The following is a 12,472-nucleotide window of genomic DNA, read 5'->3' on the forward strand; positions in this document are numbered from 1 at the left end:
GTAATGACTATGCAACGCTACTCAGGCTTCGGCCTCTTCAAGCACTCACTCAGCCACCACGAAAACTGGCAGAAAATGTGGCGCACGCCCACACCTAAAAAGGTCTACGACGTGGTGATCGTCGGCGGCGGCGGGCATGGTCTGGCGACCGCCTACTACCTGGCAAAAGAGCACGGCATCACCAACGTGGCCGTGGTCGAGAAAGGCTGGCTGGGCGGCGGTAACACCGCGCGCAACACCACCATCGTGCGTTCCAACTACCTGTGGGACGAGTCGGCGCACCTGTACGAACACGCGATGAAACTCTGGGAAGGCCTGTCCCAGGACCTGAACTACAACGTGATGTTCTCCCAGCGCGGCGTCTACAACCTGTGCCACACCCTGCAAGACATCCGTGATTCCGAGCGCCGCGTGAGTGCCAACCGCCTCAACGGCGTGGACGGCGAACTGCTCAATGCCAAACAAGTGGCCGACGAGATTCCGTACCTCGACTGCTCGAAAAACACTCGCTACCCGGTACTCGGCGCCACCGTGCAACGGCGCGGCGGCGTGGCGCGTCACGATGCCGTGGCCTGGGGCTTTGCCCGCGCCGCTGACGCACTGGGTGTGGACCTGATCCAGCAGACCGAAGTGATCGGCTTTCGCAAGGAAAACGGCGTGTGCATCGGTGTGGAAACTAACAAGGGCTTTATCGGCGCCAAGCGCGTCGGCGTGGTCACCGCCGGTAACTCCGGCCACATGGCGTCGCTGGCGGGCTTTCGCCTGCCGATCGAATCCCACCCGCTTCAAGCGTTGGTGTCGGAGCCGATCAAGCCAATTATCGACAGCGTGATCATGTCCAACGCCGTGCACGGTTACATCAGCCAGTCCGACAAGGGCGACCTGGTGATCGGCGCCGGTATCGACGGCTACAACGGTTATGGCCAGCGTGGTTCGTACCCGGTGATCGAGCACACCATTCAGGCCATCGTCGAGATGTTCCCGGTGCTGTCGCGCGTGCGCATGAACCGGCAGTGGGGCGGCATCGTCGACACCACACCGGATGCCTGCCCGATCATCTCCAAAACCCCGGTGCCGAACATGTTCTTCAACTGCGGTTGGGGCACCGGTGGCTTCAAGGCCACCCCAGGCTCAGGCAACGTGTTTGCCGCGAGCCTCGCCAAGGGTGAAATGCACCCATTGGCGGCACCGTTTTCCATCGACCGTTTCCACAACGGTGCGCTCATCGACGAACACGGCGCTGCGGCCGTCGCCCACTAACAGGAGAAATTCCCTATGTTGCATATCTTCTGTCCTCACTGTGGCGAACTGCGCTCCGAAGAGGAATTCCACGCGTCCGGCCAAGCGCACATCCCGCGCCCGCTGGACCCGAACGCCTGCACCGATGAAGAGTGGGGCGACTACATGTTCTTCCGCGATAACCCGCGTGGCCTGCACCACGAGCTGTGGATTCACGCCGCCGGTTGCCGCCAGTATTTCAACGCCACCCGCGATACGCTGACCTACGAAATTCTTGAAACCTACAAGATCGGCGAGAAGCCGCAATTCACCGCCAAGGCCTCTGGAGAGAAGGTATGAGCCAGATCAATCGCCTGTCCAACGGTGGCCGCATCGACCGCAATAAAGTCCTCACGTTTACCTTCAACGGCCAGAGCTACAAAGGCTTTGAGGGCGATACTTTGGCCGCAGCGCTGCTGGCCAATGGCGTCGACATCATCGGCCGCAGCTTCAAGTATTCGCGCCCGCGCGGCATCTTTGCCGCCGGCGCCGAAGAGCCCAATGCGGTGTTGCAGATCGGTGCCACCGAAGCCACACAAATTCCGAACGTGCGCGCCACGCAACAGGCGCTGTACCAGGGCCTCGTCGCCACCAGCACCAACGGCTGGCCGAACGTCAACAATGACGTGATGGGCATTCTCGGCAAGGTCGGCGGCAAGCTGATGCCGCCGGGTTTCTACTACAAAACCTTCATGTACCCGCAATCGTTCTGGATGACGTATGAGAAGTACATCCGTAAGGCCGCCGGCCTTGGCCGCTCGCCGACCGAGAACGACCCGGACACCTACGACAACTTCAACCGCCACTGCGACGTGCTGGTGGTCGGCGCAGGCCCTGCTGGCCTGGCCGCTGCACTGGCTGCTGCGCGCAGCGGTGCCCGCGTGATCATCGCTGACGAGCAGGAAGAATTCGGCGGCTCGCTGCTGGATTCGCGCGAGAGCCTCGACGGCAAGCCCGCCACCGAATGGGTGGCAGGCGTGATCGCCGAACTCAAAACCCTGCCGGACGTGGTGCTGCTGCCCCGCGCCACCGTCAACGGCTACCACGATCATAACTTCCTGACCATTCACGAACGCCTCACCGACCACCTTGGCGACCGCGCGCCGATTGGCGTGGTGCGTCAGCGTATTCACCGTGTGCGGGCCAAGCGCGTGGTGCTGGCGACCGGTGCGTGCGAGCGTCCGCTGGTGTACGGCAACAACGATGTGCCGGGCAACATGCTCGCCGGTGCGGTTTCGACTTACGTGCGTCGCTACGGCGTAGCACCGGGTAAAAAACTGGTGCTGTCGACCAACAACGACCACGCCTACCGCGTTGCGCTGGACTGGTTCGATGCGGGCCTCAATGTGGTCGCCGTGGCCGATGCCCGCCATAACCCACGGGGCGCATTGGTGGAAGAAGCCCGCGCCAAAGGTATTCGCATCCTCACTGGCAGCGCCGTGATCGAGGCGCGTGGCAGCAAGCACGTGACCGCCGCTCGCGTGGCCGCGATTGATGTGAAAGCACACAAAGTCACCAGCCCCGGCGAGTGGCTGGAGTGCGACCTGGTCGCCAGCTCCGGCGGCTACAGCCCGGTGGTTCACCTGGCTTCGCACTTGGGCGGCAAGCCGACCTGGCGTGAAGACATCCTCGGTTTTGTACCGGGCGAAGCGCCGCAAAAACGCGTGTGCGTCGGCGGCATCAACGGCGTCTATGGCCTTGGGGATTCCCTGGCGGATGGGTTTGAAGGTGGCGTGCGCGCCGCCAGCGAAGCCGGTTTTGCCCCGGTGGAAGGCACGCTGCCAAAAGCCTTGAGCCGTCTGGAAGAACCGACCCTGGCGCTGTTCCAGGTGCCCCACGAAAAAGCCACGGCACGGGCGCCGAAGCAATTTGTCGACCTGCAAAACGACGTGACCGCCGCCGCTATCGAGCTGGCGACCCGCGAAGGGTTCGAGTCGGTCGAACACGTCAAACGCTACACCGCGCTGGGTTTTGGCACCGACCAGGGCAAGTTGGGTAACGTCAACGGCCTGGCGATTGCCGCTCGTTCGCTGAACGTGACCATCCCGCAAATGGGCACCACCATGTTCCGCCCGAACTACACGCCGGTGACCTTCGGCGCCGTCGCGGGCCGTCACTGTGGGCACATTTTCGAACCGGTGCGCTACACCGCCCTGCAAGCCTGGCACGTGAAAAACGGCGCCGAGTTTGAAGACGTCGGCCAATGGAAACGCCCTTGGTACTTCCCGCGCAACGGTGAAGACCTGCACGCCGCCGTGAAGCGCGAATGCCTGGCCGTGCGCGACAGCGTCGGCCTGCTCGATGCGTCCACCCTCGGCAAGATCGACATTCAAGGCCCGGACGCGCGCGAATTCCTCAACCGCATCTACAGCAACGCCTGGACCAAGCTCGACGTGGGCAAGGCCCGCTACGGCCTGATGTGCAAGGAAGACGGCATGGTCTTCGACGACGGCGTGACCGCCTGCCTCGCCGACAACCACTTCCTGATGACCACCACCACTGGCGGTGCCGCTCGCGTGTTGCAGTGGCTGGAAATCTACCAACAGACCGAGTGGCCAGACTTGAAGGTGTACTTCACCTCGGTCACCGACCACTGGGCGACCATGACCTTGTCCGGCCCAAGCAGCCGCAAGCTGCTGGCGGAAGTCACCGACATCGACCTGGACAAGGACGGCTTCCCGTTCATGACCTGGAAGGAAGGCCTGGTCGGCGGCGTACCGGCGCGGGTGTTCCGGATTTCGTTTACCGGTGAGCTGTCGTACGAAGTCAACGTGCAGGCCGACTACGCCATGGGCGTGTTGGAGCAGATCGTCGAAGCCGGCAAAAAATACAACCTGACCCCATACGGCACCGAAACCATGCACGTACTGCGGGCCGAGAAGGGCTTCATCATCGTCGGCCAGGACACTGACGGCTCGATGACCCCGGACGACTTGAACATGGGTTGGTGCGTAGGCCGGACCAAACCGTTCTCGTGGATCGGCTGGCGCGGCATGAACCGTGAAGACTGCGTGCGCGAAGAGCGTAAGCAACTGGTCGGGCTCAAACCGATTGATCCGACCGTGTGGCTGCCGGAAGGCGCGCAGCTGGTACTGGACCCGAAGCAGTCGATCCCGATGAAGATGGTCGGCCACGTCACCTCGAGCTATGCCCACAACTCCCTCGGTTATTCGTTCGCGATGGCGGTGGTGAAGGGCGGCTTGAAGCGCATTGGCGAGCGGGTCTTCTCACCGCAAGCGGATGGCAGCGTGATCGAGGCGGAGATTGTGTCTTCGGTGTTCTTTGATCCGAAAGGCGAACGCCAGAACATCTGACAGACCGAGTCGAGGCCATCGGGAGCAAGCCCCCTCCCACATTTTGGAATGCATTCCCCTGTGGGAGGGGGCTTGCTCCCGATGACGCCAGTAGCTTCACAACAGAATTCAGACAGGTGCTTTATGACAGCAGCCAATGTGTACCAACAACGCCCAACCACCGAGGCCAAGGCCGAGTCGTCGCTGCACCATGCCGACCTCGCCAGCCTGGTCGGCAAGGGCCGCAAGAACGCCGGCGTGACCGTGCGTGAAAAGAAACTCCTCGGCCACCTGACCCTTCGTGGCGACGGCCATGACGCCGCCTTTGCAGCAGGCGTGCACAAGGCCCTTGGCATCGAGTTGCCCGGCGCGCTGCAAGTCATCGTCAAAGGCGAAACCAGCCTGCAGTGGCTCGGCCCGGATGAGTGGTTGCTCATCGTGCCCAGCGGTGAAGAATTCGCCGCCGAACAAAACCTGCGTGCGGCCCTGGGTGAGTTGCACATCCAAATCGTCAACGTCAGCGGCGGCCAGCAAATTCTTGAACTCAGCGGCCCGAATGTGCGCGACGTGCTGATGAAATCCACCAGCTACGACGTGCACCCCAGCAACTTCCCGGTGGGCAAGGCGGTGGGCACCGTGTTCGCCAAGTCGCAACTGGTGATTCGCCACACAGCAGAAGACACCTGGGAGCTGGTGATTCGTCGCAGCTTCTCGGACTACTGGTGGTTATGGTTGCAGGACGCCTCGGCCGAATTCGGCCTGAGCGTCCAGGCCTGATAAAGCCGGCGCATTTTTTCTGAAATAATTGAATGGCAGGTTTTGGGGCTGCTTTGCAGCCCAACGGGGGACAAGCCCCCTCGCCACAAGGGCCTGAGGATTTCTGTATGAGCCGCGCACCTGATACATGGATTTTGACCGCCGACTGCCCCAGCGTGCTCGGCACGGTGGACGCGGTGACCCGCTACCTGTTCGAACAGGGTTGCTACGTTACCGAGCACCATTCGTTCGATGACCGGCTTTCGGGCCGGTTTTTTATTCGCGTGGAATTTCGTCAGCCCGATGGGTTTGACGAGCAGGGTTTTCGCGATGGCCTGGCCACGCGCGGTGAAACCTTTGGCATGATCTTCGAGCTGACGGCGCCGAACTACCGGCCAAAAGTGGTGATCATGGTCTCCAAGGCCGATCACTGCCTGAACGACTTGCTGTACCGCCAGCGCATCGGCCAACTGTCGATGGACGTGGTCGCGGTGGTGTCCAATCACCCCGATCTCAAACCTTTGGCCGACTGGCACCAGATTCCGTACTACCATTTCCCCCTTGACCCTAACGACAAACCGTCCCAGGAGCGTCAAGTGTGGCAAGTGGTGGAAGACACCGGCGCCGAATTGGTGATCCTTGCGCGCTACATGCAAGTGCTGTCGCCGGAGCTGTGCCGCAAGCTGGATGGCAAGGCGATCAATATTCATCACTCGTTGTTGCCGGGGTTCAAGGGCGCCAAGCCGTATCACCAGGCGTACAACAAGGGGGTGAAGTTGGTCGGCGCCACGGCGCATTACATCAACAACGACCTGGACGAGGGCCCGATTATTGCGCAGGGTGTGGAGGTGGTGGATCACAGCGACTATCCCGAGGACTTGATTGCCAAGGGGCGGGATATTGAAGGGCTGACATTGGCTCGGGCGGTTGGGTATCACATTGAGCGGCGGGTGTTTTTGAACGCCAATAGAACTGTGGTGCTCTGACTGCCGCAATCGGGAGCAAGCCCCCTCCCACATTTGAAAGTATTCACAAATCAAAATGTGGGAGGGGGCTTGCTCCCGATGAGGCCCTCAGCAACAACACAAGAAACAGCATCTGTACCCGAGCACTTTAACGCGCTGCCTGCCTGGGCAACGCGGTTCCATAAAAACAACAGCGAGGTGAAAGCATGTCTGGTAATCGTGGTGTCGTGTATCTCGGCAACGGCCAAGTCGAAGTACAGAAAATCGACTATCCCAAAATGCAGGACCCCCGTGGCAGGAAGATTGAACACGGCGTCATCCTGCGCGTGGTCTCAACCAACATCTGCGGCTCCGACCAACACATGGTGCGCGGCCGCACCACCGCCCAGACCGGCCTGGTGCTCGGTCACGAAATCACCGGCGAAGTGATTGAAATGGGCAGCGGCGTCGAAAACCTGAAAATCGGCGACCTGGTGTCGGTACCGTTCAACGTCGCCTGCGGCCTGTGCCGCTCCTGCAAGGAACAACACACCGGCGTGTGCCTGAGCGTAAACCCGGCCCGTCCGGGCGGTGCTTACGGCTACGTCGACATGGGCGACTGGACCGGCGGCCAAGCCGAATACGTGCTGGTGCCCTACGCCGACTTCAACCTGCTCAAGTTGCCGGACCGCGACAAGGCCATGGAGAAAATCCGCGACCTGACCTGCCTCTCCGACATCCTGCCCACCGGCTACCACGGCGCCGTCACCGCAGGCGTTGGCCCCGGCAGCACGGTCTACATCGCTGGCGCCGGCCCTGTCGGCCTGGCCGCTGCGGCTTCTGCCCGCCTGCTGGGCGCTGCGGTGGTGATCATCGGCGACGTCAACCCGATCCGTCTGGCCCACGCCAAGGCGCAAGGGTTTGAAATCGCCGACCTGTCCACAGACACCCCGCTGCACGAACAAATTGCCGCATTGCTGGGCGAGCCGGAAGTGGATTGCGCGGTGGATGCGGTGGGCTTCGAAGCCCGTGGCCACGGCCATGAAGGCGTCAAAGCCGAAGCCCCAGCCACCGTGCTCAACTCGCTGATGGGCGTGGTGCGTGTGGCGGGCAAGATCGGTATCCCGGGCCTCTACGTCACAGAAGACCCAGGTGCTGTGGACGCCGCCGCAAAAATGGGCAGCCTGAGCATTCGCTTTGGTCTGGGCTGGGCCAAATCCCACAGCTTCCACACCGGGCAAACGCCGGTGATGAAGTACAACCGCCAGTTGATGCAGGCGATCATGTGGGACCGTATCAACATTGCCGACATCGTCGGTGTGCAGGTCATCAGCCTGGATGACGCGCCGCGTGGGTATGGCGAGTTCGATGCGGGCGTGCCGAAGAAGTTTGTGATTGATCCGCATAAGTTGTTCAGTGCGGCGTAAAGCGTAGGGCAAATAAAAGGGCGACCCGTGGGTCGCCCTTTTTGCATCCTGAGATTAAGCCTGCAAGCGCCGGCTGATCACATCCAGCAAGTCGCAGCCGTCGCGCAACGGAATGGCGCAGAGCGGGGCGAAGTCCTGGAGGATGTGTGCAACCTCATTTCAGATAATGGGCTATCACTCACACGTCGCCAAACGAATGGGTGGCAGCTGTACGCAGGTTGGCGAACCGGTGAAATAAGGCAAAAGCCGGCAGACCCGAAGGTCTCCCGCGCACAGCCACCATAAAGCAGCTTTACGCGTGCAAAAAAACCTGCAAAGAAGCAGGTGCTTTTGCATGTCTAATTTCTATCGGGTCGCCAAACCCGTGTCGCCATGTGGACGACGGCCGAACTATAAGCGCCATCCTGCGCCAGGAGCAAGTCGCCTGGCTGATGACGATCAAAATGTGGGATTTGTATGGGTTGGTGGCTAGCGGTTGGCCAGCGCGCCCTGGTAAACCGTCGGCCCGGTCGGCTGTTTGCTGATCGATCCGCCTTTGGTTTCGGCGCTCACCATCAACTCCACCGGCTTGCTGATGGACGCCTGTTGGCGAGGGTTGAGCCCGATGATGCCTTTGCCATCTGTCGGCAACAGGCCCAGGGACACCGGCGTACCGTCTTCGGGAATGGCCCACAGTTCCAGGCTCTGGTCGGGCGCGGCGGCCGCCGCAGCGATCGGTTCTATTTCCAGGTAATCCTTGTGGGCCATGATTTGCGCGGCTGGCTGTTGCTCGGTGGTCAGCAGCGTAGCGGCAGATTTGACGCTGTCTTGGGTGTAAAGCGCGGCGCCGACACCGGCAACCACCACCGCACATATGCCGATGAATAGGCGAGGGCCGCTCCAGAATGAAGGTGTGTGTTCCGTCACTTGGGGTTGGATCGCAGTCATTGGTCTTTTCCTGAAAAATTGTGTAGTCAGTAAATGGACTCTATTAACCGCGATGGGTTCCTGAACCCATCACCGCCGATCGTCGCTAAAGCTATGCCAATTGGCCCTGATACAACACTGGCCCGGTTGGCTCCAGGCTGATGGCAGAGTGCATCCTGTCAGTGGCTCGCTCATTCAAAAGGGGCTGTATGCCCATTCACTGATGGCTGAATTCACATTTTGAAACTTCCGGGTGTTCGCAATACGTACCCCTCCAGTAGCCGGCGGCTGGTGTGAGGTTCCACCCCGACACAGGTTTGAGCGTGACCGAAAAGCTTGCGTCGTTACCCATTGGTCCCCTGTAGGTACAGATAACGGCTTCGGTCTCTACATCGTATTGCGCATTGTGAAATGTGGAGTCAGCCAGGTAGGACGCTGACGCCAACGGGCTTTCGTCTTTCCACAGGCGGCCATCGGGCTCTGACGCCTCATAGCGATAACCGCCTGTAGCCATTTGAGTTTGCGTGATGCTTTGGATCGGCGGGCAAGTGGTGGTTGCCGCAACGGCATTTGCCATGATCATTGCCGACACAGTCGCCAGTATGACGTGCTTCATGAACGCTCTCCCGTGGCATGCAGGAGAGTGATGGTGCGGGTGATACAGGGCGGGGGCTACTGTTAGAAGTGACAGTTTTTTAGAACCGTTTTTGTAGTAGTCGGTGCTGATTATTTCGATAAGCACCGAACGAGCGCTGAAACTGTGGCGAGCGGGCTTGCCCCGCGTTGGGCTGCGCAGCGGCCCTGAGACCCGATACGGTGAACTGCCTGGAAAAATGTGGTGATTTTACTGGGGCTGCTCCAACGCGGGGCAAGCCCGCTCGCCACGACAAGCCAGCTGCCACGACAAGGTCGCTTGCCACGACGTTCCGGGTTCGCGTCAGCGAGTGGCCAGGGCGCCTTGGTAGAGCACCGGTCCGGTTGGCTGCCCGGTGGGCGAGCCTCCGGTTGGCTCCAGGGTGATGGCGAGAGTCAGCGGCGCAGTCAGCAGCGCTTGCTGTGCCTTGCTCAACTGGATGTGGCCCTTGCCCGAAGCTGGCACCAGGCCCAGTGAAATCGGTTTGCCGCCTGCCGGAATCGCCCACAGTTCCAGCGCGCGTGTGGGCTCCAGCGCCGCCAGCGTCAGCGGCTCCACTTGCAGGTAATCGGCAAATGCCTGGACCCGCAGCGCCGGTTGCTGGCTGGCGTTGACCAGGGTGGCGGTGTACTGCGCGGTGTTGCTCTGCTGGTAAAACACGCCGACAAACAGCGCCAGCACCACGGCGCACGCCGCCGCGAGGAAACGGAAACTCATCAGGAACGGCCTCTTCGCCGGCACGTGCAGCACCTGCGGCTCAATCCGCGCGTTGATGTTGGCCCACACGTGATCGGGCACTGGCCGCTCGGGCAAGGTTGCGGTCAGGCTGGCCAGTGCATCCTGCCAGTGGCCCAGTTCTGCGCGTAGTGCGGCGTCGTCCAGCAGCAGGTGTTCAAAGCGCTTGCGCGCGGTGGCGGGCATCAAGCCGATGGCGTAGTCGGCAGCGAGGGCGCGGCGCAGGGCGGTGGTGTGATAGTTCATGATTCAAGGCACCTGCGCAGGCGCTCCATGCCGCGACGAATCCAGGATTTGACCGAGCCCAGCGGCGCGGCCAAGTGGTCGGCCAGCTCCGAGCACGACAGGCCCTGGAAGTAAGCCACGGTGATCGACTGGCGTTGCATGCCGTCGAGGGTGTCCAGGCAACGGTTGAGGGCGCGGGCTTCGCGCTCGCTGTCGAGCCTTTCGTCGGCGCCGGGGCTGTCGTCGAGCAGGGCGTCCTGCTGGCCGTCGGCCAAGGGTTGCTCGCGGTGTTTGCGCAGTTGGTCGATGGCCAGGTTGCGGGTAATGTTGACCATCCAGGTCATCGGCGCCGCCAAGTGCGCTTCGTAGCGCGAGGCGTTGTACCAGATGCGCACGAAGGCCTCTTGCAGCACCTCTTCGGCGAGGTCGGAGCGGCCCATGAAACGCAACGCAACACCGTGCAAGCGCGGCGACACGCTGCGGTAAAGGGTTTCAAACGCCTGGCGATTGCCCAAGGCGCATTGGGCCAGCAAAGGCCGCAACGGGTCAGCATCATGGGTGGAAATGGGGCTTCTCCAGGCTCTCGATCGAGGGCGACGGGACGGCGCACGGTAGGCAGAGGGTAGTCCAGCTTGAACATTCATTCCATCCATCTCCGGGCGGTGCATGCCTGATATACGCGCGGGCCGGTGATTTGGATGCGGCTTTTTCTGAACTATTTCTGGTGTGGGAACATTCCTCCAGAACCGTCAGTCAAACGCCTGCTTTTAGCTCCTACATTCAGAGGTTGTCTTGATGAAGATTTCACGCGGTTTTGCCCTGTCCTGCCTGTTGACCGTGGCCGCCAGCCCTGTGTTTGCCGCAGGTTTCAGCCTGGGTGACGTGGCCAACGCCGTTTCCGGCGCACAGGGCAGCAACGACAAGGCGGCTGCCGCAGCGCCGAGCTCCCAGACCGCCGGCCTGCTGAGCGCACTGACCTCGCAACTGAACATCACCCCGGAGCAAGCTGTCGGCGGCACCGGCGCCATGCTGGGCCTGGCCAAGAACCAACTGAACAACACTGACTACTCGAAACTGAGCAAGAGCGTGCCGGGCCTGGATCAGCTGTCGGGGAGCAATTCCCTGGGCAGCCTCGGCGCCTTGAGCGGTTTGCTCGGCCAGACCGGCGGCAGCAAAATCAGCGGCCTGGACAGCATTTTGGGTAACGTGAAAAATACCAACGACCTGAACACCGCGTTCAGCGCGCTGGGCATGGACAGCGGCATGGTCAGCCAGTTTGCGCCGGTGATCCTGCAATACTTGGGCGGCCAGGGCGCCAATCAGTCGGTGCTGAGCAAGCTGGCCTCGGCCTGGGGCACTGGCAGCTAAAGCGCCTCTGCGCGCAGTTGCTCGATGCGCGCATCTTTCTCCTTCCAGAGCTGGTTCACCCAGTTCTGGACGGTCTGGCGAAACGCCGGATCATTCTCGTAATCCCCCTGCCACAACGCCGGGTCCAGCTCGCGCGTGCGAATGTCGATGATCACCTTCGGCACTGAACCGCAGAGCAAGTCCCAGAACCCCGGAATTTTTGCCTGCGGATAGACCACGGTCACGTCGAGGATCGCGTCCAGCTGCTCGCCCATTGCCGCCAGCACAAATGCCACGCCGCCCGCTTTGGGCTTGAGCAAACGGTTGAACGGTGAAGCCTGCTGCAAATGCTTGGCCTCGTTGAAACGCGTGCCCTCCAGGTAATTGACCACCGTCACCGGCTGGCGCTTGAACAGCTCGCAGGCCTGTTTGGTGATCTTCAAGTCCTGCCCGGCCAATTCCGGGTGCCTGGCCAGGAACGCCTTGGTGTAGCGCTTCATGAACGGGTAATCCAGCGCCCACCAGGCCAGACCCAGGAAGGGCACCCAGATCAGCTCTTTTTTCAGAAAGAATTTGAAGAACGGCGTACGCCGGTTGAACGCCTGGATCAGCGCGGGAATATCCACCCAGGATTGGTGGTTGCTGATGACGAGGTAGGAGGTGTCGCTGCGTAAATCCCCGCCGCCGCGAATGTCCCATTGGGTCGGGATGCACAGCGCAAAGATCAGCTTGTCGATCTCGGCCCAGGTTTCGGCGATCCACATCACCGCCCGCGACGCCCAGTCGCGTGAGCGCCCCGGGGCCACAAGCTTGAGCAGTGCAAACACCATCAACGGCCCGATCAGCACGAGCGTATTGAGCAATAACAGCAGTGTGACAAAACAGCCGGTGAGCAGGCGGCGCATAAGTAACTCTTGAAAGCTGTTG

At 61.3% G+C, this 12,472-nt stretch carries 12 protein-coding genes; 7 read left to right on the plus strand and 5 right to left on the minus strand.

The genetic code is table 11. The features are described 5' to 3' along the window. Positions 1-9: 9 nt before the first annotated feature. From Q7C20_RS07215 to fdhA, 6 genes are all read left to right on the plus strand, one after another. Positions 10-1,260, plus strand: coding sequence for a sarcosine oxidase subunit beta (locus Q7C20_RS07215; protein WP_010207084.1), 1,251 nt, complete (start codon positions 10-12; stop codon positions 1,258-1,260). A 15-nt stretch (positions 1,261-1,275) separates the two neighbouring features. Beyond that, positions 1,276-1,578, plus strand: coding sequence for a sarcosine oxidase subunit delta (locus tag Q7C20_RS07220; protein ID WP_010207083.1), 303 nt, complete (start codon positions 1,276-1,278; stop codon positions 1,576-1,578). Beyond that, entirely contained in the window at positions 1,575-4,592 is a 3,018-nt protein-coding gene (locus tag Q7C20_RS07225) for a sarcosine oxidase subunit alpha (protein ID WP_375066558.1), read from the plus strand. Before Q7C20_RS07220 ends, Q7C20_RS07225 begins: the two co-directional genes overlap by 4 nt. Before the next feature lie 123 nt (positions 4,593-4,715). After that, entirely contained in the window at positions 4,716-5,348 is a 633-nt protein-coding gene (locus tag Q7C20_RS07230) for a sarcosine oxidase subunit gamma (protein ID WP_375066559.1), read from the plus strand. A gap of 107 nt (positions 5,349-5,455) precedes the next feature. Beyond that, a complete protein-coding gene (purU, locus tag Q7C20_RS07235) occupies positions 5,456-6,313 on the plus strand; it encodes a formyltetrahydrofolate deformylase (RefSeq protein ID WP_375066560.1) in 858 nt (285 codons plus the stop codon). Positions 6,314-6,498: 185 nt separating this feature from the next. Further along, positions 6,499-7,698, plus strand: a complete 1,200-nt coding sequence (gene fdhA / locus Q7C20_RS07240; RefSeq protein WP_078739470.1) for a formaldehyde dehydrogenase, glutathione-independent — start codon at positions 6,499-6,501, stop codon at positions 7,696-7,698. Between the two features lie 468 nt (positions 7,699-8,166). On the opposite strand, the gene Q7C20_RS07245 is transcribed toward fdhA, so the two are convergent. From Q7C20_RS07245 to Q7C20_RS07260, 4 genes are all read right to left on the minus strand, one after another. Beyond that, a complete protein-coding gene (locus Q7C20_RS07245) occupies positions 8,167-8,625 on the minus strand; it encodes an anti-sigma factor domain-containing protein (RefSeq protein WP_375066561.1) in 459 nt (152 codons plus the stop codon). A 196-nt stretch (positions 8,626-8,821) separates the two neighbouring features. Further along, the gene (locus tag Q7C20_RS07250) at positions 8,822-9,220 is read right to left on the minus strand and encodes a hypothetical protein (protein WP_375066562.1); all 399 of its coding nucleotides are present in this window, start codon (positions 9,218-9,220) and stop codon (positions 8,822-8,824) included. Positions 9,221-9,541: 321 nt separating this feature from the next. Then, positions 9,542-10,219 carry an anti-sigma factor domain-containing protein gene (locus tag Q7C20_RS07255; protein ID WP_375066563.1) on the minus strand — a complete coding sequence of 226 codons (678 nt, stop codon included), beginning with the start codon at positions 10,217-10,219 and terminating at the stop codon, positions 9,542-9,544. Continuing rightward, positions 10,216-10,842, minus strand: a complete 627-nt coding sequence (locus Q7C20_RS07260; protein WP_375066564.1) for a sigma-70 family RNA polymerase sigma factor — start codon at positions 10,840-10,842, stop codon at positions 10,216-10,218. The genes Q7C20_RS07255 and Q7C20_RS07260 overlap by 4 nt, the downstream gene beginning before the upstream one ends. 151 nt (positions 10,843-10,993) lie before the next feature. On the opposite strand from Q7C20_RS07260, the gene Q7C20_RS07265 reads away from it, so the two are divergent. Then, entirely contained in the window at positions 10,994-11,566 is a 573-nt protein-coding gene (locus Q7C20_RS07265; protein WP_348057469.1) for a DUF2780 domain-containing protein, read from the plus strand. Here the strand turns inward: Q7C20_RS07265 and Q7C20_RS07270 are convergent. Continuing rightward, the gene (locus tag Q7C20_RS07270) at positions 11,563-12,450 is read right to left on the minus strand and encodes an acyltransferase (RefSeq protein WP_375066565.1); all 888 of its coding nucleotides are present in this window, start codon (positions 12,448-12,450) and stop codon (positions 11,563-11,565) included. The genes Q7C20_RS07265 and Q7C20_RS07270 overlap by 4 nt on opposite strands. Positions 12,451-12,472: the final 22 nt, after the last annotated feature.

Origin of the sequence: Pseudomonas sp. AMR01 (assembly GCF_041946035.1) — a bacterium.
GTDB classification, from domain to species: Bacteria; Pseudomonadota; Gammaproteobacteria; order Pseudomonadales; family Pseudomonadaceae; genus Aquipseudomonas; species Aquipseudomonas antarctica_B.

Coding starts and splice junctions, on each gene's coding strand:
- fdhA (WP_078739470.1), top strand. CDS start 6,499: ATGTCTGGTAATCGTGGTGTCGTGTATCTCGGCAACGGCCAAGTCGAA.
- Q7C20_RS07255 (WP_375066563.1), bottom strand. CDS start 10,219: ATGAACTATCACACCACCGCCCTGCGCCGCGCCCTCGCTGCCGACTAC.
- Q7C20_RS07230 (WP_375066559.1), top strand. CDS start 4,716: ATGACAGCAGCCAATGTGTACCAACAACGCCCAACCACCGAGGCCAAG.
- Q7C20_RS07270 (WP_375066565.1), bottom strand. CDS start 12,450: ATGCGCCGCCTGCTCACCGGCTGTTTTGTCACACTGCTGTTATTGCTC.
- Q7C20_RS07225 (WP_375066558.1), top strand. CDS start 1,575: ATGAGCCAGATCAATCGCCTGTCCAACGGTGGCCGCATCGACCGCAAT.
- Q7C20_RS07245 (WP_375066561.1), bottom strand. CDS start 8,625: ATGACTGCGATCCAACCCCAAGTGACGGAACACACACCTTCATTCTGG.
- Q7C20_RS07265 (WP_348057469.1), top strand. CDS start 10,994: ATGAAGATTTCACGCGGTTTTGCCCTGTCCTGCCTGTTGACCGTGGCC.
- Q7C20_RS07260 (WP_375066564.1), bottom strand. CDS start 10,842: ATGAATGTTCAAGCTGGACTACCCTCTGCCTACCGTGCGCCGTCCCGT.
- Q7C20_RS07215 (WP_010207084.1), top strand. CDS start 10: ATGCAACGCTACTCAGGCTTCGGCCTCTTCAAGCACTCACTCAGCCAC.
- purU (WP_375066560.1), top strand. CDS start 5,456: ATGAGCCGCGCACCTGATACATGGATTTTGACCGCCGACTGCCCCAGC.
- Q7C20_RS07250 (WP_375066562.1), bottom strand. CDS start 9,220: ATGAAGCACGTCATACTGGCGACTGTGTCGGCAATGATCATGGCAAAT.
- Q7C20_RS07220 (WP_010207083.1), top strand. CDS start 1,276: ATGTTGCATATCTTCTGTCCTCACTGTGGCGAACTGCGCTCCGAAGAG.